This is a genomic window from Neorhizobium sp. T7_12, assembly GCF_002968535.1.
GTDB classification, from domain to species: Bacteria; Pseudomonadota; Alphaproteobacteria; order Rhizobiales; family Rhizobiaceae; genus Neorhizobium; species Neorhizobium tomejilense.
In genome coordinates this window covers 197,647-217,895 of the sequence record NZ_PVBK01000003.1, presented here as the reverse complement: position 1 = coordinate 217,895, position 20,249 = coordinate 197,647, and the positions used below count along the sequence as shown (strand labels likewise).

The 20,249-nt window shown below is 57.6% G+C and carries 20 protein-coding genes and 1 tRNA gene; 11 read left to right on the top strand and 10 right to left on the bottom strand.

Annotation, left to right across the window (positions count from 1 at the left end; genetic code table 11):
• Positions 1-4: 4 nt before the first annotated feature.
• The 3 genes from C5J26_RS10085 to C5J26_RS10080 form a co-directional block, all read right to left on the bottom strand.
• A complete protein-coding gene (locus C5J26_RS10085) occupies positions 5-1,786 on the bottom strand; it encodes an ABC transporter ATP-binding protein (RefSeq protein WP_105401625.1) in 1,782 nt (593 codons plus the stop codon).
• 522 nt (positions 1,787-2,308) lie between these two features.
• Positions 2,309-2,680, bottom strand: coding sequence for a hypothetical protein (locus C5J26_RS32640; protein WP_172745819.1), 372 nt, complete (start codon positions 2,678-2,680; stop codon positions 2,309-2,311).
• Positions 2,681-2,940: 260 nt separating this feature from the next.
• A tRNA-Thr gene (locus C5J26_RS10080) sits at positions 2,941-3,015 on the bottom strand.
• A 152-nt stretch (positions 3,016-3,167) separates the two neighbouring features.
• Between C5J26_RS10080 and C5J26_RS10075 the strand changes: the two genes are divergently transcribed.
• The 6 genes from C5J26_RS10075 to C5J26_RS10050 all read left to right on the top strand — a co-directional run bounded on the left by C5J26_RS10075 (position 3,168) and on the right by C5J26_RS10050 (position 9,967).
• A complete protein-coding gene (locus C5J26_RS10075) occupies positions 3,168-3,398 on the top strand; it encodes a hypothetical protein (protein ID WP_105401624.1) in 231 nt (76 codons plus the stop codon).
• 125 nt (positions 3,399-3,523) lie between these two features.
• A complete protein-coding gene (gene murA / locus C5J26_RS10070; protein ID WP_105401623.1) occupies positions 3,524-4,816 on the top strand; it encodes a UDP-N-acetylglucosamine 1-carboxyvinyltransferase in 1,293 nt (430 codons plus the stop codon).
• A 140-nt stretch (positions 4,817-4,956) separates the two neighbouring features.
• A complete protein-coding gene (locus tag C5J26_RS10065; protein ID WP_105401622.1) occupies positions 4,957-5,799 on the top strand; it encodes an oxidoreductase in 843 nt (280 codons plus the stop codon).
• A gap of 523 nt (positions 5,800-6,322) precedes the next feature.
• Complete coding sequence (locus C5J26_RS10060) at positions 6,323-7,852, top strand: hypothetical protein (protein ID WP_172745818.1); 1,530 nt, start codon at positions 6,323-6,325, stop codon at positions 7,850-7,852.
• Between the two features lie 107 nt (positions 7,853-7,959).
• Positions 7,960-8,967: a fatty acid desaturase family protein gene (locus C5J26_RS10055; RefSeq protein WP_105401620.1), complete on the top strand. Its 1,008-nt coding sequence runs from the start codon at positions 7,960-7,962 to the stop codon at positions 8,965-8,967.
• A gap of 25 nt (positions 8,968-8,992) precedes the next feature.
• Positions 8,993-9,967 carry a bifunctional 2-polyprenyl-6-hydroxyphenol methylase/3-demethylubiquinol 3-O-methyltransferase UbiG gene (locus tag C5J26_RS10050; protein WP_245441135.1) on the top strand — a complete coding sequence of 325 codons (975 nt, stop codon included), beginning with the start codon at positions 8,993-8,995 and terminating at the stop codon, positions 9,965-9,967.
• 86 nt (positions 9,968-10,053) lie between these two features.
• On the opposite strand, the gene C5J26_RS10045 is transcribed toward C5J26_RS10050, so the two are convergent.
• The 5 genes from C5J26_RS10045 to C5J26_RS10025 are packed head-to-tail and all read right to left on the bottom strand — an operon-like array spanning position 10,054 to position 14,720.
• Complete coding sequence (locus C5J26_RS10045; protein ID WP_105401618.1) at positions 10,054-10,902, bottom strand: FkbM family methyltransferase; 849 nt, start codon at positions 10,900-10,902, stop codon at positions 10,054-10,056.
• Between the two features lie 21 nt (positions 10,903-10,923).
• Positions 10,924-11,661 (bottom strand): FkbM family methyltransferase, encoded by a 738-nt coding sequence (locus C5J26_RS10040; RefSeq protein WP_105401617.1) that lies wholly within the window; start codon positions 11,659-11,661, stop codon positions 10,924-10,926.
• Complete coding sequence (locus C5J26_RS10035) at positions 11,658-12,428, bottom strand: bifunctional 2-polyprenyl-6-hydroxyphenol methylase/3-demethylubiquinol 3-O-methyltransferase UbiG (protein ID WP_105401616.1); 771 nt, start codon at positions 12,426-12,428, stop codon at positions 11,658-11,660. The genes C5J26_RS10040 and C5J26_RS10035 overlap by 4 nt, the downstream gene beginning before the upstream one ends.
• Position 12,429: 1 nt before the next feature.
• Entirely contained in the window at positions 12,430-13,758 is a 1,329-nt protein-coding gene (locus C5J26_RS10030; protein WP_105401615.1) for a glycosyltransferase family 2 protein, read from the bottom strand.
• The gene (locus tag C5J26_RS10025) at positions 13,755-14,720 is read right to left on the bottom strand and encodes a lysylphosphatidylglycerol synthase transmembrane domain-containing protein (RefSeq protein ID WP_172745817.1); all 966 of its coding nucleotides are present in this window, start codon (positions 14,718-14,720) and stop codon (positions 13,755-13,757) included. Before C5J26_RS10025 ends, C5J26_RS10030 begins: the two co-directional genes overlap by 4 nt.
• 265 nt (positions 14,721-14,985) lie before the next feature.
• On the opposite strand from C5J26_RS10025, the gene C5J26_RS10020 reads away from it, so the two are divergent.
• Entirely contained in the window at positions 14,986-15,198 is a 213-nt protein-coding gene (locus tag C5J26_RS10020; protein ID WP_206051170.1) for a hypothetical protein, read from the top strand.
• Positions 15,199-15,372: 174 nt separating this feature from the next.
• Here the strand turns inward: C5J26_RS10020 and C5J26_RS10015 are convergent, their stop codons facing one another.
• Both C5J26_RS10015 and C5J26_RS10010 read right to left on the bottom strand, forming a co-directional pair.
• Complete coding sequence (locus C5J26_RS10015; RefSeq protein ID WP_105401613.1) at positions 15,373-15,846, bottom strand: SRPBCC family protein; 474 nt, start codon at positions 15,844-15,846, stop codon at positions 15,373-15,375.
• A 39-nt stretch (positions 15,847-15,885) separates the two neighbouring features.
• Entirely contained in the window at positions 15,886-16,755 is an 870-nt protein-coding gene (locus C5J26_RS10010) for an SDR family oxidoreductase (RefSeq protein WP_105401612.1), read from the bottom strand.
• 103 nt (positions 16,756-16,858) lie between these two features.
• Here C5J26_RS10010 and C5J26_RS10005 point away from each other — a divergent pair, with 103 nt between their 5' ends.
• The 4 genes from C5J26_RS10005 to C5J26_RS09990 all read left to right on the top strand — a co-directional run bounded on the left by C5J26_RS10005 (position 16,859) and on the right by C5J26_RS09990 (position 20,248).
• The gene (locus C5J26_RS10005) at positions 16,859-17,749 is read left to right on the top strand and encodes a LysR family transcriptional regulator (RefSeq protein WP_105401611.1); all 891 of its coding nucleotides are present in this window, start codon (positions 16,859-16,861) and stop codon (positions 17,747-17,749) included.
• Between the two features lie 205 nt (positions 17,750-17,954).
• Complete coding sequence (locus C5J26_RS10000; RefSeq protein WP_105401865.1) at positions 17,955-18,389, top strand: DUF2948 family protein; 435 nt, start codon at positions 17,955-17,957, stop codon at positions 18,387-18,389.
• 68 nt (positions 18,390-18,457) lie between these two features.
• Positions 18,458-19,771 carry a histidinol dehydrogenase gene (gene hisD / locus C5J26_RS09995; protein WP_105401610.1) on the top strand — a complete coding sequence of 438 codons (1,314 nt, stop codon included), beginning with the start codon at positions 18,458-18,460 and terminating at the stop codon, positions 19,769-19,771.
• A gap of 3 nt (positions 19,772-19,774) precedes the next feature.
• Positions 19,775-20,248, top strand: coding sequence for a UPF0262 family protein (locus C5J26_RS09990; RefSeq protein WP_046629732.1), 474 nt, complete (start codon positions 19,775-19,777; stop codon positions 20,246-20,248).
• Position 20,249 lies beyond the last annotated feature (1 nt).

Below are 20,249 nucleotides of genomic sequence, written 5' to 3'. Positions count from 1 at the left end.
CATCTCATTCCAGCTCAACCTTTTCGGGTGATTGGAGATTGTTCAGGCGAGCGTAGAGGCCATCTGTGCGTGTCGCAAGTTCCTCGTGTGTTCCTTCTTCCACTGCCCGGCCTTCATGCATGACGATGATCTTGTCGGCATTGACGATTGTAGACAGGCGATGGGCGATGACGACGACGGTCCGCCCGTGCATGGCGGAATCGAGTGCCCTTTGCACGGCGGCTTCGGATTCGTTGTCGAGCGCCGAGGTGGCTTCGTCGAGAAGGAGGATCGGTGCATTGCGCACGAGTGCGCGTGCGATCGACAGACGTTGCCGCTGACCGCCGGAGAGGGTCATGCCGTGTTCGCCGACCGGCGTTTCGTAACCCGCCGGCTGCATGAGTATGAAGTCGTGGGCATGGGCAAGTCGGGCGGCTTCCTCCACTTCGGCATCGGTCGCTTCCGGCCGTCCATAGCGGATATTGTCGCGGATCGATCCTTCGAACAGATAGGGTTGCTGCGTGACATAGGCGAGGCTATGCCGCAGCGAGGCCTTGGTCACATTGGCTATGTCCTGTCCGTCGATCAGGATCTGGCCTTCGGCCGGATCATAAAAACGAGGGATCAACGAGATGATCGTCGACTTGCCTGCTCCCGACGGGCCGACCAGAGCGGTTGTCTTGCCGCCTTCTGCGATCAGGTCTACCCCCTTGAGGATTGGCGCTCCGCTTCCATAGGCGAACACGACGCCCTTCAGTTCGATCTGAGCATTGGTGACGACAAGGTCGGGTGCGCTTGGATTTTCCCGCTGTAGCGGCTGCATGTCGAGCAAACTGTAGATCATTCTCGCATTAACGACGGCTCTTTCGATCTGAACCTGCATCCGGGCAAGCCGGCGGGCTGGGTCGTAAGCCATCAATAACGCTGTGATGAAGGCGAAGAAAGCGCCGGGGGCAACATCATCATAGATGGAGCGGAAGGCGGCGTAGCCGATCACGCTGGAGATTGCCACGCCTGCAAATGTCTCGGTAAGGGGCGCGGTGCGTTCGGACAGGCGCGCAATCCGGTTGCTCTGTCTTTCGGACGTTTCAATAATGCGCTGGACCTTCTGTTCCAGCTGCTGTTCCATCGTAAATGCCTTGACGACCGTAATGCCCTGGATCGTTTCCTGCATGGCGCCAAGCACTTTGCTGCTCACCTCGACAGCTTCGCGCGTCACGCTGCGCAGCCTCTGCGATAGGTAGCGGATCGCCAGAATAAGCGGTGGTGCCACAGCAAATACGATCAGCGAGAGAACCCAGTCCTTCAAAACCATCACGGCGATCAGCGACACCAGCGTCAGCAGATCGCGCGCGGTCGAGGTGACCACCAGGTTGAGAACGTCTTTTATGCCACCGATATTCTGATTGACTTGCCCGGCGAGGCGGGCTGAGCGGGATTCCGCGAAAAAGCCCACGGACAGCTTCATGAGATGCGAATAAAGACGCTGCTGGTAACGGGCAACGATATTGTTGCCAATCTTAGATAGCGTCACCGCTTGCCCGTAGGTCGCCAGCCCGCGAACCACGAAGGCCGCAAAAATCGCAAAGCAGATGACCAGGACCATATCGGCCCGTTTGTTAGCAAAAGCCTCGTTGACAACGGACTCCATGATCCACGCCGTGAAGGCGGTGGACATGGCTGTCGCAATGAGACAAAAGATCGCAAACGCGTAACCGCGGATGTGGTCCCTGCCGTTTTCGGCGATCACCCGTTTCAGAACGCTAGCGACAGTGCCTGAATCTAGATGGTTCTTCTTGGCGTTCAATTGGGCTCCCGCTCGTCGTACCCGACGATAACTTCTCACATGGGTGGCGTAATAAACGTTCGGGGACCACTTTGCCAACCGTGCAATATACGATTCTCCACCGCGGTTGCACGCCCGCGTGGCCCCTTACGGGCCTTTCGCCGCTGTTGAGATCATATTCTGGTGTGTTAGCACTTCTTTGGGATCGCTGAGCGGGAGTTGTCTGAAGCGACTGTGCGGACAGTGTGGTCGGTTCAGATTGCGGATGGGCTGGAACCATCGTGGCCCGCCACGCCAGAGCATCGGGCGGTGTGGGGGTGCAAGAAAGGAGAACGCTGCGGACACAGCCGGCGGGCTGTCTGCCCGCCGACGATTCCATCGCTCCTCTCCCCGAATGCGGCCATCGCCCCCTTTGCAAGCACAACGTGGACAATTTCTGCTGCATCCGCAGAGCGGCCATGCAAACGCCAGTACGTATCGAATCCGCATAGAGTAGACCGGCGCCATCCAAGGCCAAGCCTTATTGTGCGACCGGATGACCCCTTAAGCTCGGGAGCACCCGGGAGCCCGCGAGATAATGACAGAATCTGAACGGCCACGGTTTCCTCCGCGCTTGCCGTATCCGGCGATAAAATAGTAATTGCGGTTCGTCGCGGTGATATACGGGTCGTCCAGATATCGTGACGCGGCGTTCAGAGCTGCACGCGGACTACAGCCGCGATCATAGCGGCGCTCGTCGCGGCGCTCATATCGCCGATCGTACCGCCGATCATAGTAATCCGGGCGCTCGATCCGCATGCCACGTTCTCCGAATTCAAATTCGAACCCTTGGGCAGTGGCAGGTGCAGGCTGAATGCTGACGCCGACAAGCAAGGCCGATATGCCCGCCAGCAATCCGAATTGTTTCGCTTTCATTGTTTCTCTCCAGCAACGGTAATAAGCCAAATTAGCAGAGCTAAAATGAACGGCAGCATAACAAGTTCCGTTCGCTGCCGGATCATCGCCTTTGGCGTTCACGCCTAATAATAGAAGGGAGAATTGCCGAGAGACGGCAAGAAGCGTCTCGCCGGAGGAGGCGCGGCACGTGGGGCAATTCGGAACAGGTTCTGCAGCTCGTCGAGCGAGGGGAGCTGTCAATGAGAGTGTAAGTCCAAATCACTTTTCCAGAAGGAAAGTGGTGCTGCTAGAGAGATTTGAACTCTCGGCCTCTCCCTTACCAAGGGAGTGCTCTACCCCTGAGCTATAGCAGCGTCAGCCGGCGCGAAAGACCCGCGTCGTCGGCAGCGGCCTATTGCCATAGGTTCACCGGCAGCGCAAGCCGCAAATTCCAAGTTCTTTGCCAACGAGTGGGGAAAACGTCGCTTCCGCTTTCAAGAACCCCGCTTTTTGGGTATGGAGAGCCATGGCGAATGATGAAGAACGGCATGATCCAGAAGGCGCAGATGTCGGCGAAGGCCGCGGCGACCGGGCTCGCAAGGCGGCTCAAGCGCGCGAAGTGCAGCGCAAGGCAAAGGCTGCGGCCAAACTTCGCGAGAACCTGATGCGCCGCAAGACCCAGGCGCGGGCGCGCCGGGCGGGCGAGGAGGATTCGACGGAAGGGCTGCCTGCCGCAAAAACGGACGAATCATCATAGCTTATGCGCCGGGACGGGGCAGCGGCCAGTCTATTCGGGCAGGCCATTTCAGCAATTCATTGAAGCAGCGGCGGATTTCGTTTAAGGACGCCACCTTTCGCGCTCAGAAGGAAGAGTTACAACTTATGGATCGCATCAGAATTGTGGGCGGCAACGAACTCAAGGGCACCATTCCGATCTCGGGAGCGAAAAACGCCGCTCTGCCGCTGATGATCGCCTCCCTTCTGACGAGCGATACGCTGACGCTCGAAAACGTGCCGCATCTGGCCGACGTGGAACAGCTCCTGCGCATCCTCGGCAATCATGGCGTCGATGTCGCCGTCAATGGCCGCCGCGAGCGTCAGGAAGAGAGTTATTCCCGCACCATCAACTTCACCTGCCGCACCATCGTCGATACGACCGCTCCTTATGAGCTGGTCTCGAAGATGCGGGCGAGCTTCTGGGTCATCGGGCCGCTGCTCGCGCGCGAAGGCCAGGCGCGCGTTTCGCTGCCGGGCGGCTGCGCCATCGGCACGCGTCCGGTCGATCTCTTCCTCGAAGGGCTGCAGGCTCTCGGCGCCACCCTGGAGGTCGACGGCGGTTATGTGAACGCCACGGCGCCGAAGGGCGGCCTGATCGGCGCCCGCTACGTCTTCCCGAAAGTGTCGGTCGGCGCGACGCATGTGATGATGATGGCGGCGACGCTTGCCCGCGGCACGACGGTGATCGAAAACGCCGCACGTGAGCCGGAGGTCGTCGATCTCGCAAAATGCCTGACCGCCATGGGCGCCAAGATTTCCGGCGCCGGCACCCAGACGATCATCATCGACGGCGTCACCTCACTCTCGGGCGCCCGCCACCGGGTCCTGCCGGATCGCATCGAGACCGGTACCTATGCCATGGCGGTTGCGATGGCCAGCGGCGACGTCGTGCTCGAGGGCACCGAAGCTTCGCTGCTCGACAACGCTCTCGACACGCTGCGCCTGGCTGGCGCCCATATCACCGAGACGGAAAGCGGGCTGCGCGTCGTGCGCAACGGCAACGGCATCCAGCCGGTCGATATCACCACCGAGCCTTTCCCGGGTTTCCCGACCGACCTGCAGGCGCAGTTCATGGCGCTGATGACCCGGTCTTCCGGCGTCTCGAACATTACCGAGACCATTTTCGAGAACCGCTTCATGCACGTGCAGGAGCTCGCCCGCCTCGGCGCCAGGATCTCGCTCTCCGGGCAGAAGGCCCGGGTCGAAGGCGTGACGCGGCTGAAGGGCGCTCCGGTCATGGCAACGGACCTGCGCGCTTCCGTGTCGCTGGTCATCGCCGGCCTTGCCGCCGAAGGCGAGACCGTGGTTAGCCGTGTCTATCACCTCGACCGCGGTTTCGAGCGGCTGGAAGAAAAGCTCACCCGCTGCGGCGCTGTGGTCGAACGCGTCAGCGACTGATCGATCCGCAAGGCGGATATTTGCAAAGGACGGTCGGGGCATTGCCCTTGCCGTCCTTTTTTGCGTTTCTATCTCTTTGAGACGTCCATCCCTTTCCCGCCTCATATCGTTTGATCCGGCACCCCACGGAGATTTTCCCCATGACCCATACTCAAACCCCCGTCTGGTTCATCACCGGCTGCTCCACCGGCTTTGGCCGCGAACTCGCCAAGCTGACGATCGAGCGCGGCTGGCCAACCGTCGTCACTGCCCGCGGCAAGGATCGGGTCGCCGATCTGGCGGAAGGCAAGGATCATGTCCTGGCGCTCGATCTCGACGTGACGGACATGAAGCAGATTTCTGATGCCGTTTCCGCCGCCGAGCAGAAATTCGGCCGCATCGACGTGCTGGTCAACAATGCCGGCTACGGGTATCAGGCATCGATCGAGGAAGGCGAGGAGGACGAGATCCGCGCCATGTTCGACGCCAACGTCTTCGGTCTGTTCGCCATGACCCGGGCCGTGCTGCCGGGCATGCGTGCGCAGCGCAAGGGCCACATCCTCAACATCACCTCGATGGCCGGCTTCATGGGCCTTCCGAGCTCCGGCTACTACGCCGCGAGCAAACATGCGGTCGAAGGTTTTTCGGATGCGCTCGCCCATGAAGGCGCGTCGCTCGGCATCAAGGTCACCTGCGTCGAGCCCGGTCCGTTCCGCACCGATTGGGCTGGCCGCTCCCTGAAGCAGACGCCGAGCATGATTGCCGACTATGCCGAGACCGCCGCCGCCCGCATGGGCGCTACTTCCGGCTATAGCGGCCGCCAGCCGGGCGATCCGGTACGCGCCGGCGAGGCGATGATCGCCGCGACCGAGGCGGACCAGGCGCCCCGCCACCTGGTATTGGGGGCCATCTGCTATAACGCCGTCACCCAGAAGCTGAAGGAGCGCCTGGCCCAGATCGAACTCTGGGAGGAAATCAGCCTTTCCGCCGATTTTCCCACTTGAATGTCGGGGCAGACCGATGCCCAAGGGTTCGTCCTATAGCTTGACATCGGTGCGAAAGGACCATGTTCGCGAGTGGAAGGTGCCGCTGAACTTGATGGGCTCCAACTTGCTTCCCGCAGCCTGATTGAGGTGATCGCCGATGCTCATCCACCGCAAAGTGAGGCCAGTTTGGCAGGTGAGTGGCGTCGCTTGACTCATCATCTGATAAGTTCGCCTGGGCGGCGCGTCCGGTGGCCGCTGCCATACGCTTCGTAATGAGGTGAATCAAACAGGAGAATGGCGTGGATTGTGGCGCATGCTCCCTATAAGAGAACGCGAGAGGCAGCAAAAATATCTGGGTCTCGGCGAAGGGTCTCAGCACGACTCGCCGCTAGCATCGCGCCTGAGAGAAATCACACCAGATTTGCCTCAGGACCAGTTCCAGGCCAAAACACACTTCACGGACATTCGGTGTTCGGTTATTGGTCGACGCGACAGTTAAAGTCGTCTTAGATTCCGCAATCCAAATGTCATGGAGTTACCTATGCTCGCTTGGTTTCTAAACGAGCGCCACTTCACCCTCAAGCTTCTAATTGTCAGTTTTGTTCTAAATGGGGCTATGGCGTTCAGCCGCGGAGCGTCATATTGGTTCGATACCATCGCTTATTTTGAGATCGCAAGGGTTATAGCTGACCCAGCTGCATTTCACCAATTGAATGAAAGTAATTTTGGCTTATTTTTTCAACACATTGTTCCCGGACTTCCACTTTTAATCCTTCTTTTCGAAAAGATCTTTGGCACAATGCTGTGGCCTGCCTTCGCCGTGCTGCAGTACGGCCTCAGCGCAGCGGTCTGCGTTTATTTCGCGAGAGGGTTTGATGGTTTGATCAAACGAAGCTCTCAACTCATCTTGGTCGTGTTAATAGAAACGTTTGCCTACTATTCGGATTTTCACAGCGCAATCCTGACGGAGTCATTGTCTGCGTCGCTAGCACTACTAATCATCGCAGTTACCGTTCGTTGCCTTGATGGCAAATATCCTCTTTACCGGGCATTGATTAGTCTCCTGATCCTAACGTTCATCGGCTGTCAGTTCCGGTCCTATCTGGTGGTCATCGGTGCGGGTTGTAGCGCGCTCGCGGTATTCGAACGCAGGCGGTTTAGGCAGTTCTGGCTTTACGGTGTGGTCGCGGTGGTCGCGGTGGCAAGTGCCGTGGCGTACCCTGCATACAGAGCGGCGGCAGGCGGACGGTTCAAGCCCTTAAACGTGGATGCATTGATGCTGATGCATACCAGCTACGTGGCCTGGGACTTGGACGCTCGATCTCAGCGTGCACTCGACAGCGTCGTTTTTGACCCCGTGATTCGTGAGAAGCTAACGTTACAGCGCGAAGCGCTCAACACGAACGACGTTTTAAAGCTGGTGAGCGACCTTGAGGCGCGGGGACTAAGTCGTGACCAAGCCGGAGACCTTATCAATACCGCCTCCAAAACCGTCAGAACGCAATCCACCGAAATCATGCTACGCCAGTTACAGCTGTCGCTTTCATCCCTTGGGTTTCAGTATCTAGCGACCTGCTGCGATTCATCACGTGCCCTGAGGAGGGGCTTCGATGGGAAGGCAATGCTCGATCATCTTAAGCGTTACTATCGTTGGAACGCCGGCCTGGCAAAAAATTACCAGCGAACGTTCGAAACGTACAATGCTCTCTATTTGCAGCCACCCTACCTCTATAGCCAAGCCGCTATCGACTGGTATACGAGCCGAGTAGGGCCCTACATCTTTGATCAGGCATACATGTTCCGGCCAGCCTTGGGTATTACTCGCCTCATCCCCCCCGATTTTTTCATTATTTTGGGGCTTGCGGGCTTCATCATTGCACGCAGGAACTGGCAGATGATCTCAATTCTGATCATTTGTATGGCGCCGATCTATGCCGCCTCGCTTATGGCGAGCGTCGTTGGAAACACACGTTACTCTCACCCGTTGTGGCCGCTATATTTTCTTGGCCTTGTCGTGGTCGGCGAGCGAGCCGCTAGTAAATTCAAGCCGTCGCCACAAACCACCTCATAGTCGGATTTTCAATAATTCATGACGGTACTGGATATAACTGGTCTTAATGACGCCTGAAAATGTATAGTATCGAAGTCTGGTCGGGCTATTCGTTGGGAAAGAAAAGCATGGATGCTAAGTTTGCCGATTGCATGAAGACAGCGCGCGCGTTGCTCGATATGGATTACGTGAAGTCGCTCTACACGCCTCGACCATCAGCGGTATCCTGGGCGACGACAGCAATCTGGATACAATTGTTGGCGTCCTGGGCTCTCGCTCTGTATGGCCCACTGTGGCTGGCGTGGATACCATTCCTAGTCAACTGTGCCATTACTCAGGCCATGCTGCTGTGGGTCCACGAAGCGTCCCACTACCATCTAAGGCTCGGGAAACGATCCAACGATATCTGGTGCGACCTGTTTTTTGCAGGTCCGGTGGGGATGTCGGTAGCCGCTTATCGTTCACGCCACATGACACATCACGCTCATCTTGGGACAGCTGACGATGGTGATAGCTATCCGTATCGCCAATCGATCAAAGGCCCTTGGGCACTGTCATGGGTTCTGGCGAAAGCTCTATCTGGGGGCCTGGGACTTTGGCTAGTATTCAACAAATACGGTCCAGGGGCGAGAAAGGCCGCGGCGGCTTCAGCTGCGGTATCACCGCAATGGATTGCTCCACTTGTCACGGTCACTTTTAATTTAGTTCTGCTCGCAGCCTGCATCGGAACCGGCCGCTGGTATTTATATTTTCTCTTGTGGGTGTATCCAATTATCGCCGTAGCTATCGTGTTGAACATCATCAGAACGATTGCCGAGCATCAGCCGGAGGACTATCCCACCATGAACAATGGTGAAATTCGTTTGACGCCGCTTGCCCGCACCACACTCCCCAATTTTTTCGAGAAATGGCTGATGTATCAAGCCAATTTCAACTATCATATAGAACACCATTTATTTCCGAGCGTGCCGCAGCACAATCTCGCTTTTCTACATCGCCATTTTGTGGAAAGAGGGTTTTACAAACGTTTTCCCGGCTGTCTGCAAAAGAGCGGATTCCGAAAATTCGTCGAACTTTCTAAGAATCGGACGCACGATGATTTCAGCGATCCGGTCGAGGACGCGCTGACGACCTGACAATAATTTGGAGCCTGCTCATATCGTGACTATCGAAACAAAGCCGACGAGATGTTCAGGGTGTGGCAGCCATGATTTCACGGTGACTGCTACCGGTAAGGATTATATTTATCACGGCACATCCGAGCAATTTCAACAGGCCTGCTGCCACGCTTGTGGCCACATATACCTCAATCCGCAACCGACGCAGGCTTCCCTGCCGCTTATGTACCCGTCGAACTACGGAACATTCTCAGAGCGGTTTCGCGCCGGCTCTAGCCTGCTTGGACGGTTGAAGACGGTCGTGAACCTGAGGCGTATCGATGCCGTCATGAGAGCGCTTCCCAGTGGAGCGCGTGTTCTTGACGTGGGTTGCGGTAATGGAGAGTTGCTGCTGGCCATTCGAAGCCGACGTCCAGATATTCAACTCTTCGGTCTCGACTGGCATTTTCCAGCAGCCACGCGGACGGCCCTAGAAGCTGGTCAGATAGCGCTAATTGAGGCGCCGCTTGAGGCGGCGGAGCTTCCGCACCAGTCTTTCGACCTAATCCTCATGTTGCAGCTCATTGAGCATTTATGGGAGCCAGAAGAAAGCACGCGGCGGCTCGTATCGGCCCTTGCCCCGAATGGCTGCATGTTGATAGAAACACCCAATACCGACGGCTGGGATCGCCGCCTCTTCGCTCGTGGCACCTGGGGCGGCTACTATTTCCCGCGTCATTTGAACCTTTACAATTTCGAACGGCTCTCGGGGCTGCTCCAGCGGGCCGGGCTTTCGGTAACCTCACAACGGCACCTGCCGGCGCCACTCATCTGGAGCTATTCGCTACAAGGCCTAACGCAGGAGTGGTTCGGTTGGAAGACAGGTATTGCCTCGGTGTTTGGCGTCAAGAACCTCCCACTTATAGCAGCCTTCACAATCCTCGATGTGATTATGTCGGCAATCGGCGTAACGACATCCAATCAACAGGCCGTCGCCCATAAGACCAATTCGACTGCAAGCGACGGAACCGCCGCGTGACCGGTGAGGATCAGCCATCGGCCCGTATGGTTTTGTCGTCGATGGTGAGGCCGGGTCGCAACGGCCTTCTGTTAAATCTGCAGTATTTAATAGCTTGAGGTTGCCAGCACATTCAATCCACCCAGCGCTGGGATGAAAGCCTTCAGTTTGGAAGGATCCGACGGCAAGCGTTTGCCTGTTGCCATGTCGTCGAAATGATAGCCAAGAGCGGTAATTCCAGCCACCAGCTCATCGAATTCATATGGGTTATCGCCATGAACATAGGGGGCGAGCTCAATCATGATCCGGGGCCTAAATTTGACCAATGATGCCTTGGCTCCCCTTAGGAGCGAAGCTTCGTTGCCGTCTACGTCAATCTTGATAAAATCGACGCGCTTTATAGCGTTCCCTTCCAGGAACGCGTCCAAGGTAGAAACTTTCGCTCCCTCGGTGCCCATCAGGCGTCCACGATGTTCAATGTGCAAGTCTTCGGCGGACTCAAGTGGCCAGCTTGAATATATTGCCTCCGGCAATGCAGACGAGTCGGAGTCTGTCAGCATGATCTGGTTTGCAGCGATGCGAGCGGCCAGACCTGGGTTCAGACCGATGTTTACGAGCTGTTTGCTGTAGGCATAGGCTGTCGGCTCGAACGAATAGACCTTGCCCGATGGACCAACAAGACTTGCAAGGGGCAGGGTATGCGCGCCGATATTGGCACCGATGTCCAACACGACATCACCCTCCTTGATTAGCGCTTCATAACGCTTGAGCGTCCTCACCTCGAAGCCGCCCAATACATAGATAGCTAGATCGATACCTTCCTTCAGGTTCAACTGCCATTTGATGCCTCGTCGATGGACCGTTACCTTGGACGAGAGCCCCAGAAGGCTCCTGCCACCGAGGACAATTGTAGAAAGCCAGCGGGCAATCCTGACTTTAGCCGCAGTCGATAACATTGTGTTTCCCTCACAATCCTTTCACGTACGAGAAAGGACAACATTCCAATAGTTTTCGAGACCGACAGGTGCTGCCAGCATCGTCTCGATTGATGGTGAACCTGAGTTCGGCACCGGTTCGACGGAAAAACCTAAATCTCGGGCAAAATCGATCAACTCGCGTGCAGAGGTCGATGCCTGGTTCAGCCCGAAGGGCCAGAACTCCATCAGGATTTTAAGATCTCGGTTTTCCTTGAGGATTCGAGTTGCTCCCTTCAACACACTTAGCTCAAACCCTTGAACATCGATTTTCATGAAATCGATGCGTTTTGCAGGGGAGAAGTGGTCATCGAGCGCAATAACCCTGACCGGCACCTCTTTGCGACCATCACCGCTATCGAAAGTGCGGTGATCAACATTAAGTTCCTGGGAGACAAAAAGCGTCGTAGTCCCGCTGCGATCCCCCACAGCCGCTTGGTTGAGGAATACATTGTTAAGCTTCGATGCCGACTGGCCGAGCCGCAGGAAATTAAGTTCCGACGGTTCAAATGCGTGTACTTCGCCCGAGGACCCGACTCCTCGCGAGAGAAAGCGAGTATATACTCCGATGTTCGCACCTATGTCGATAACGGTCATTCCTCGTCGCAGAATGCCACGGATCAGAGCGCGTTCACGACGATCGGCAAAAGCCTTCCACCCAGAATAGAGGGGAAAATAGACAGGGTAGCCATATTCGAAAAAGCCGTTCGCGACCCGATAAACTGCATGCTTTGCTTTCATTTGGAGGCTACCAGGGTGCCGACAAAGAACGAGGCAAGAACACGTGGGAGACGCCTCACCAGCGCCTGATCGATGCTGTGGACGAGTTTATATAGTGGTGCCGGCATCGGAAAACGCCGTGATATGCCGCCGGTGAGCGGATAGGAAATTCCTGAGAAATAGCGCACATCCGTCTGCTTGAGATCGTAAACATCCCCCAGTTCCGCCAGCCACTCCGGCCGGGAAAAGAATATCATATGCGGCATCGCCTGGTTCGAAGTCGAAAGAGGACCATGCACCCGGTTCAGCACAGGTCTCTCGATGTTAAAATCAACAGGTTCGTGATGAAGTAGCCGATACATCGGATACGAAAGAACCGAAAAGAATGGCTCTGCAAAATAGACTCGACCACCTGGAACCAACTTCGCGGTTGCGTCACGTAGGAATGCTAAGGGATCTTTCAGATGATGAAGAACATTTGTCATCGTGATGACATCAACGCTCCGGTCTGGAATTTCGGCGAGATCGCGAATGCGGTGACAATCGAAAACAAGGTCCAGATAGTCAAGGGCCAGCACATCGGATGTCGTGACATTCGGGACAAATTGCTTGAGTGGTGAGGTACCGCTTCCGATTTCGAGGATCTTGGCCGAGTCAAGGCCGGGCTCGTGAGCGAACTGATATCGATACAATTGCTCGTACCAATACAACAGATTGGGATTGGATCGCAGTCGCTCGCGGTTGGCCAGCGTTTCCTCGAGATCAGACTCATAAGAAGTGCTTTCCATGTCAGCGAAACTTTATCTTACGCGCCGCGAAGATGAGCATCGCGAGCAGAATTGTGCCATGACGCCAACGGGAAATATTCGTCTCACCGTACTGCCGCTCGCGGTAGATGATCGGCACCTCAATGATCTTGAGCCCCATTCTTGCCGCCCCGAAGATCAGGTCGAAATCGCCGAATGGGTCAAAATCGCCAAAGAACGACCGATTGAAGCTGAGTTTCGTGTAATTGCTTCGGCTAATCACCTTGGTTCCGCAGAGCGTGTCCTTGTAGCGCTGGCTCAGGACGAATGAGAAGGCCACAGCAAAGAACTTGTTGCCGAGAAGGTTGAAGAAGCGCATCGCCTTCTTTTCCATCGGATATACCAAGCGGGTGCCGTTGATGAATTCACCTTTGCCGCTTCTAATCGCATCGAAAAATTTGGGAAGATCCTCTGGTGGGACTGTCATGTCGGCATCGAGGATCATCAATATATCTCTCGTTGCCATCGCAAATCCCTTGCGAACGGCGTCCCCTTTTCCCTTGCCCTCCTGTTGACCGATGAGAATTCGCCGCTCCGGGTGACGCGCCTGAGCGGCCTTGATCGCCTCCCAAGTGCCGTCTGTCGAGTTTCCTTCGATAAAGATGATCTCGTCCTCAGGTCCCATCGGCGGAATACGAGTGACAATCGACTCGATGTTAAGTGCTTCGTTTCGGGCAGGCACGACGATGGAAACCGAGGGAGTAATAGAAGGTGCAACATCGAGCACCGGCCTTGCCAAAGCTATATTTAGCAGACAAAAATTACGGATAATCGGCAAAGGTGCGAGATAACGGTTCACAAAATTGCTGATCAAGGGAACGTAGAGTGGGATCAGGACCTTTTGGTCCAAACGGATAAGCTCGAAACCCTCAAGGGTCAGGAGATTGCTTACATCTTCATGAGCGAGCCAGTTCGGTTCGGGTGCCTTTGTCCGGTACCCAAGCTTGGAGGCAAGCGTGGCAAGCGGCTTCCATAAGCTGCTATAATAAGTCAACAACAAACGACAATCAGGCGGACAAACCTCCCGGACGCTGCGGAAGAGGCTTTGGATATCGCGCTCATAGTGGATCAGCCCAGTTATGACGAGATACTCGGGTTCTGCATCCCTTATCTGCGAAAACTCGATTACCTTCTCAACCGGGAAAGAACTTGTCGGAGATCCTGCTCCCGGTGGATTGCGAAATGCAATTCGGCCATTGGGCATTTGCCCAACGATCGCATTCGTAGTCGGATCGATTTCGACGACCACGTTTTGATCGAGGACAAATAGAGATAGGTACCTTCGAAGCAAGGTGTAGAAATAGCGTCTCATTCAATGTTCCTCGGCAGCATGCGGGCGGCACTTATGCAGCCGAACATCAACAATGCAGGAATGGAATAAACTAGAAAGAACAGGAAGTGGACGGCCGTGGCAAGCAACAGCCCTTCGGATGCTGGGCGCCCCATGAGAATAAAGACCGAGACGACGGAAGCGTGATATGTTCCAATACCGGATGGGGCCGCGGGGACCATAAGGCCGAGAGTGCCAGCAAACAGCACAAGTAGTGCTTCCTGATAGGTAAGTGCCACTCCGGTGAAGTTGGCAACTACGATGTACGCAGGTGAATAGACAAAAAGCCACATGGCGAGCGTTATTAGCGCAGGTACCGTCATGAACGAGAAGGACAGGCTTTGTTTGGCATCGCTGAGCAACGGAACGACATACTTTTCAAAGAAATGCGGCGTGCGCACGAGCCGGAACAACGGTTGCAACATTGAGATTATAGCACTCTGGAATCGCACCAGCACTAAAACAAGAAACGCAGTGCTGCCTCCTCCTATCACGATGGCCCAGACCAAGACACCGGAATCGTGTATGGAATAAGGACTTCCAATCACGAAGATGCCAATTATTCCGAGTGCGAAAACGGTCGACAAGTCGATCACTTTCTCGACAAGAAGTCTGCTGATGATACTCGGATAGGGAATCTTGGCCTTTTCCTGGGTGTAATGGGCCCGCACTAGGTCGCCACCTCTGGCGGGAAGGAGCATATTGCCGCCCAGTCCCAGGATGGCAGCGATGAAAGCGGCACCATTGTTGAGATTGGATCCAACCAGCATACGCCATCTAAGCCCGCAAAGGACCACGATGCAGATTGCGGCGATTGGAAACAGGGCAAGCCAGCGAACGGATACCCCCTGATGAAAGATCTCAACCGCATGTCGCCAATCCACCGCCCTCATCAGGAGGAAGATAGACAACACGCTGATCGCACTTGCGATTAGCAGCTGCACAACTCGTCGCCTAAGCACCCGGTCGCATTTCGTATCTAATCTGCATATGCATGTCGCCCAACGAAAAAGAATGTCCTCATTAATCGGAGATGTGGGATCTAGTAAAGACTTCATTCTCAGCCTGTGACGTTTATCAACTGATCGACGAGCTGGCTCGGCAAATTATAAGGGCGGACCAAAATATGGCGGCGACAATGTTCTTCGCCGCTCCCTGAAGCAGACGCCGAGCACGATCGCCGACTATGCCGAGACCGCCGCCGCCCGCATGGGCGCGACCTCCGGCTATAGCGGCCGCCAGCCGGGCGATCCGGTGCGCACCGGCGAGGCGATGATCGCCGCGACCGAAGCGGATCAGCCGCCCCGCCACCTAATATTGGGAGCTATCTGCTATAACGCCGTCACCCAGAAGCTGAAGGAGCGCCAGGCCCAGATCGAACTCTGGGAGGAAATCAGCCTTTCAGCCGATTTTCCCACTTGAATTCGATGACGGTGGGTCTGCTGGCGCACCTATCGATTGATGTTGGCGAGATCGAAAGCGTGGCGGGACGCGTCGGTGACAGACTTGGTCATCATTTGGTTCAATTGGTTCACTCGCAACGCAGGGCGCCTCCCTAAGAGGCGGCCCTGCTGTTTGAAATCTCTTGGTGACGATTTAGAGCCTTCCCTCTGAGAGCAGCTCGCGGGTCCGCTTCAGCGTCGATAGCAATGCGGACTTGTAGCCCTTATCGCTGTCGAACTGCGCCTGTTCGGCCTGTTCTTCCGGCCCGTTTGGTTGCTTGCCGCGCAGGCCGAGGTAGCAATAGAACCGAAGCTGCAATGCGCCGGCTTCATCCTCGAACAGTTCATTGATGATGGCGCCTTCGCGCGGACCGGTTGCCTGGAAGAACGTGACCTTGCTCTGCAGTTCAAGGGTGATGATTTCACGAAGGTCGGAGCCGGCGATGGTGGCTTCGCGCACGAAGTGAGTCGCGCTTTCTTCCACGACATCGCAGCGGGTGCAGAGACCCGGCGGGAGGAACAGGCGCGCATCGCGCGCCTTCAGCTGCAGGCCTTTCCAGACCTGCTCGTGGGTGAGCTTTGTTTCGCCTTCCGGATTTACCGGGACGATGGCGGTCGCATAGATCATGACGATGGTCCTTGTTTTGATATTGTGGGGCGGCCTGCCTCAGGCAGCGGCCGCGGTTTCCGTGGCGAAGTCGCGATATCGGCGCAGTGGGCGGCCCAGAAGCGCAGTCAGGCGCTCGACATCGCCGGCTTCGGGCAGCATTCCGTCGGTCAGGAACCGCTCGCCCATGAGGCGCATGTCGTAGGCCATCCAGGCGGGCATGAACTGCTTCAGGTTTTGCTCAAAGCCTTCTGTATCGTCGCCGCCATAGCCGATCGGGCGGGCGAGCACCTCGGACCAGATGGCGGCGATGTCCGTTCCCGTGAGTGTGTCGGAACCGACGAGGTTGATGCGGTTGAGTGGAAGTGGCTGTGCGGCCCGTTCGCGACGCAGCAGCTCGAGGGCGGCGATCTCGGCGATGTCACGCACGTCGATCATCGCAAGCCCCTTGGTGCCGACTGGCATGGAATAAACGCCGTAGCCGGTGATGACGTCCTTGATCATCAAGTCGTTCTGGATGAAGTAGGCCGGGCGCAGGATGGTGGCATGCATGCCCATCCGCTCGATCATTCGTTCGACGCTGAACTTGCCCGCAAAATGCGGCACGTTCACGTAGACGTCCGGGTGGATCACCGACAGGTAGACGATCCGCTCGATGCCGGCCGACCTGGCGACGTTCAGCGCGACGAGCGCTTGGGTGAATTCGTCCGGCACCACTGCGTTCAAGAGGAACAATGTGGAAACTCCAGACATGGCGTTTCGCAGTGAATCGATATCGAGGAAGTCGCCCTGCACAACGTTGACGCCCGCCGGGAAAACGGCTTTCGAGGGGTCGCGGACAAGAGCGCGGACATCAGCGCCGCGCTTGACGAGGTGTTCGACGATCTGGCTGCCAACATTGCCTGTGGCGCCGGTAACGAGAATGGTCATGATATTTCTCCGTGTTGGTTACTTGACACGCCGAATATGTGTGATCCACTGGCAGCCCAATAGACGGAAATTATAGACGCGCCGTCTCGCTGGTGGGACACACATGGACCTTCTTGCCCTCGCCGATTTTAATCTCGTGGCCCGCCACGGCGGCTTCGGCAAAGCCGCAAGGGCCACCGGCCGGCCCAAGGCAACCCTGTCCCGCCGGGTTGGAGAACTGGAAAGCAGCCTTGGTCTGCGCCTGTTTGAACGGGGCGTGCGTGACCTGAAGCTCACCGAGGAAGGACGGGCGCTCTTCGAGCGGACGGCGAGGCTGCTCTCCGAACTCGACGAGACGGCTTCGGCGATTGCTTCGGGCGGCCAGACGCCCAAGGGAAAATTGCGCATCAGCGCGCCGGCGCTTTTTTCCCAGAGCGCGATGGGCAGGATTGCGGCGGGATTTGCCCTCAAGTACCCGGAGGTGAGGCTGGAGGTGACGACCGAGGATCGGCCTGTCGACATGATCGAGGAAGGCTACGATCTGGTCATCCGGGTCAACCCGGATCCCGACGAAAATCTGGTCGGACGGGCGTTTCTGCGCGACCGCCTGGTCGTCGTGGCGAGTCCTGACCTTCCTCGCCCGGCCGCCGACTCGCCAGCGCCGGGTGTCATACGCGGCGCCGGCGATCGACAAATCTGGAATGTCGCAACTTCAAAAGGGTCTGCGAAGATCACCATCGAGCCCGTCCTTTCTCTGTCGTCGCTGATCATGGTGCGGGATGCGGTCCGGGCAGGCGTTGGGACCGCACGTTTGCCGATCTCGCTGGTGAGACACGATCTGGCCGACGGCACCTTGCTGCACTGGGGGGATATAGAGGGATCGGAGATCGCACTATGGGCGCTCTACCCTTCCCGGCGGCTGCTCAGTGCCCGCGTGTCGGCGTTTCTGGAGTTTCTCAAGCAGGCCTTCCCAAATGGAACGCCGGACGAACTCGCCGCCTATATCGGCAGGTGATGACCGGACCGGCTTTCAGGCGCAGGAAGGTCTGTGCGATGTCCGCCTGCCCCATTTCTCTCCTCAACCGTGCGACACATCCATCGGTGCGGATAAAGCTACGTTCTGTCTTGCGCTCCGCCGTTGCTTCTTGCCTCGCCACATCCTATCTCAAGTCCTGAGAACTTTCGCGTGAATACGCGCCTCTGGATGGATATTGGAAGCGATGACCGACTTGAAGCTGCTGGCCCTTGATACGGACGATCTGGGCGTCATTTCCGCGCATATGCAGGACGCGGTCTTCAAGGTGGGCGACGTGCGCTGGTCGCAGCCCGAGCGCAACTTCTCGCTCGCGGCCAATCGCTTCGTCTGGGAGAATGCCGCGGCCAAGCAGCGCAAGGGGTTCGAACGTCGCCGTGCGGCGATCGTCTTCAAGCGGGTCGAGGCGGTGCGCTCGACCGGCATCAATCGCGGCCGCAAGGACGAGGTCCTGTCACTGCTGGCGATCACCTTTTCGCAGAAGGGCGGCGGTCCGGAAGGCACGATCGAACTGGTGCTTTCCGGCAAATCGACGATTGCGCTCGACGTCGAATGCATCGAAGTTGCCCTTGCGGATGTCGGCGGCGCATGGGAAACGGCGTCCAAGCCCCGTCATCCCTGATCTGGCCCCGTTTGTCCGAACAGCCCGACCGGGATAACATCGTTTTTTGAGCTGGAAGGAATATCCGCTTGGCAATTTGGCTGGATCAGGCGTCGCCGGATTTTGAGGCAAGGTTTTCGGCATTTCTGTCGACCAAGCGGGAGGTCTCGGAAGACGTGAACACGGTGGTGCGCGCCATCATCGATGATGTGCGCGCTCGCGGCGATCAGGCGCTTATCGATTATTCCGCCCGTTTCGACGGTATCGACCTCGCCAAGGTCGGAATAAAGGTGACCGAGGCCGAGATCGACGCCGCACTTGCCGCGACCGACCGGAAGGTCATCGACGCGCTGAAGTTCGCCGCCGAGCGCATTGAGCGCCATCATGCCCGGCAAATGCCGAAGGACGACATCTACGAGGACGCGATCGGCGTCGGCCTTGGGTCTCGCTGGACGGCGATCGAGGCGGTCGGGCTCTATGTTCCGGGCGGCACCGCGAGCTATCCGAGTTCTGTGCTGATGAATGCAGTGCCGGCAAGGGTCGCCGGCGTGCCGCGTGTGGTCATGGTCGTGCCGGCCAATGGCGGAACGATCAATCCCGCAGTGCTTGCCGCCGCCAACATCGCCGGCGTCACCGAGATCTACCGCATCGGCGGCGCCCAGGCCGTGGCGGCTCTCGCCTATGGCACCGAGACGATCGCCCCGGTCGCGAAGATCGTCGGCCCCGGCAATGCCTATGTGGCGGCTGCCAAGCGCCATGTCTTCGGCACCGTCGGCATCGACATGATCGCCGGCCCCTCGGAGGTCCTCGTCATCGCCGACGGGGAAAACGATCCGGACTGGCTGGCGGCCGATCTGCTTGCCCAGGCCGAACACGATGCCGGTGCGCAGTCGATCCTCGTCACCGACGATGCCGGGCTCGGCAAGGCGGTGGAGGCGGCCGTCGAACGCCAGCTGAAGACCCTGTCGCGTTCGCAGACCGCTGCCGCCAGCTGGCGCGATTTCGGGGCTGTCATCCTGGTGCCGGACCTGCAGGCCGCGCTGCCGCTCGCCAACCGCATCGCCGCCGAGCACCTGGAACTCGCCGTTGCAGATCCCGACGCGCTGCTGCCGGGCATCCGCAATGCTGGCGCGATCTTTATCGGCCGTCACACGCCGGAAGTGATCGGCGATTATGTCGGCGGTTCCAACCACGTGCTTCCGACCGCCCGCTCGGCCCGTTTCTCGTCCGGCCTTTCGGTGCTCGATTTCGTCAAGCGCACCTCGATCCTACGGCTCGGGCCTGATCAGCTCCGCCAGCTTGCCCCCGCGGCGATCACGCTTGCCCATTCCGAAGGCCTCGATGCCCACGCCCGTTCCGTTGCGATCCGCCTGAACGGCTTACCCCTCGACGACGAGGGCTGACGGATGGGGCAAGGAGACTTCCGGCTCTACGACGTCGTTCTGGACGACTCGATCGGGCGCTCGACGCCCGATGTGGAACACGAGCGGGCGGTCGCCATCTTCGACCTCGTCGAGGAAAACTCCTTCGAGCCGCTCGGCCATGCCGGCGGCCCCTACAAGCTGAAGCTCTCGCTCGTCGATGCCAAGCTGATGCTCGGCATCACCACGGACAAAGACGAGCAGGTCGCGACCCATATCCTGTCGCTGACCCCCTTCCGGCGGATCATCAAGGATTACTTCATGATCTGCGAGAGTTACTACGAGGCGATCCGCTCCTCGACCCCGAGCCGCATCGAGGCGATCGACATGGGCCGCCGTGGCGTCCATAACGAAGGCTCGCAGACGCTGATGGACCGGCTGGACGGCAAGATCCGCGTCGATTTCGATACCGCGCGGCGGCTTTTCACGCTGGTCTGCGTGCTCTACTGGCGCGGCTGAG

Bases quoted from the DNA above. Each gene is read 5' to 3' on its own strand.
- C5J26_RS10030 (WP_105401615.1), bottom strand. From the start codon at position 13,758: ATGAGACGCTATTTCTACACCTTGCTTCGAAGGTACCTATCTCTATTT.
- C5J26_RS10010 (WP_105401612.1), bottom strand. From the start codon at position 16,755: ATGACCATTCTCGTTACCGGCGCCACAGGCAATGTTGGCAGCCAGATC.
- C5J26_RS09990 (WP_046629732.1), top strand. From the start codon at position 19,775: ATGGGGCAAGGAGACTTCCGGCTCTACGACGTCGTTCTGGACGACTCG.
- C5J26_RS10060 (WP_172745818.1), top strand. From the start codon at position 6,323: ATGCTCGCTTGGTTTCTAAACGAGCGCCACTTCACCCTCAAGCTTCTA.
- C5J26_RS32640 (WP_172745819.1), bottom strand. From the start codon at position 2,680: ATGAAAGCGAAACAATTCGGATTGCTGGCGGGCATATCGGCCTTGCTT.
- C5J26_RS10065 (WP_105401622.1), top strand. From the start codon at position 4,957: ATGACCCATACTCAAACCCCCGTCTGGTTCATCACCGGCTGCTCCACC.
- C5J26_RS10005 (WP_105401611.1), top strand. From the start codon at position 16,859: ATGGACCTTCTTGCCCTCGCCGATTTTAATCTCGTGGCCCGCCACGGC.
- C5J26_RS10000 (WP_105401865.1), top strand. From the start codon at position 17,955: ATGACCGACTTGAAGCTGCTGGCCCTTGATACGGACGATCTGGGCGTC.
- C5J26_RS10040 (WP_105401617.1), bottom strand. From the start codon at position 11,661: ATGAAAGCAAAGCATGCAGTTTATCGGGTCGCGAACGGCTTTTTCGAA.
- C5J26_RS10035 (WP_105401616.1), bottom strand. From the start codon at position 12,428: ATGGAAAGCACTTCTTATGAGTCTGATCTCGAGGAAACGCTGGCCAAC.
- murA (WP_105401623.1), top strand. From the start codon at position 3,524: ATGGATCGCATCAGAATTGTGGGCGGCAACGAACTCAAGGGCACCATT.
- C5J26_RS10045 (WP_105401618.1), bottom strand. From the start codon at position 10,902: ATGTTATCGACTGCGGCTAAAGTCAGGATTGCCCGCTGGCTTTCTACA.
- C5J26_RS10020 (WP_206051170.1), top strand. From the start codon at position 14,986: ATGGGCGCGACCTCCGGCTATAGCGGCCGCCAGCCGGGCGATCCGGTG.
- C5J26_RS10075 (WP_105401624.1), top strand. From the start codon at position 3,168: ATGGCGAATGATGAAGAACGGCATGATCCAGAAGGCGCAGATGTCGGC.
- C5J26_RS10055 (WP_105401620.1), top strand. From the start codon at position 7,960: ATGGATGCTAAGTTTGCCGATTGCATGAAGACAGCGCGCGCGTTGCTC.
- C5J26_RS10015 (WP_105401613.1), bottom strand. From the start codon at position 15,846: ATGATCTATGCGACCGCCATCGTCCCGGTAAATCCGGAAGGCGAAACA.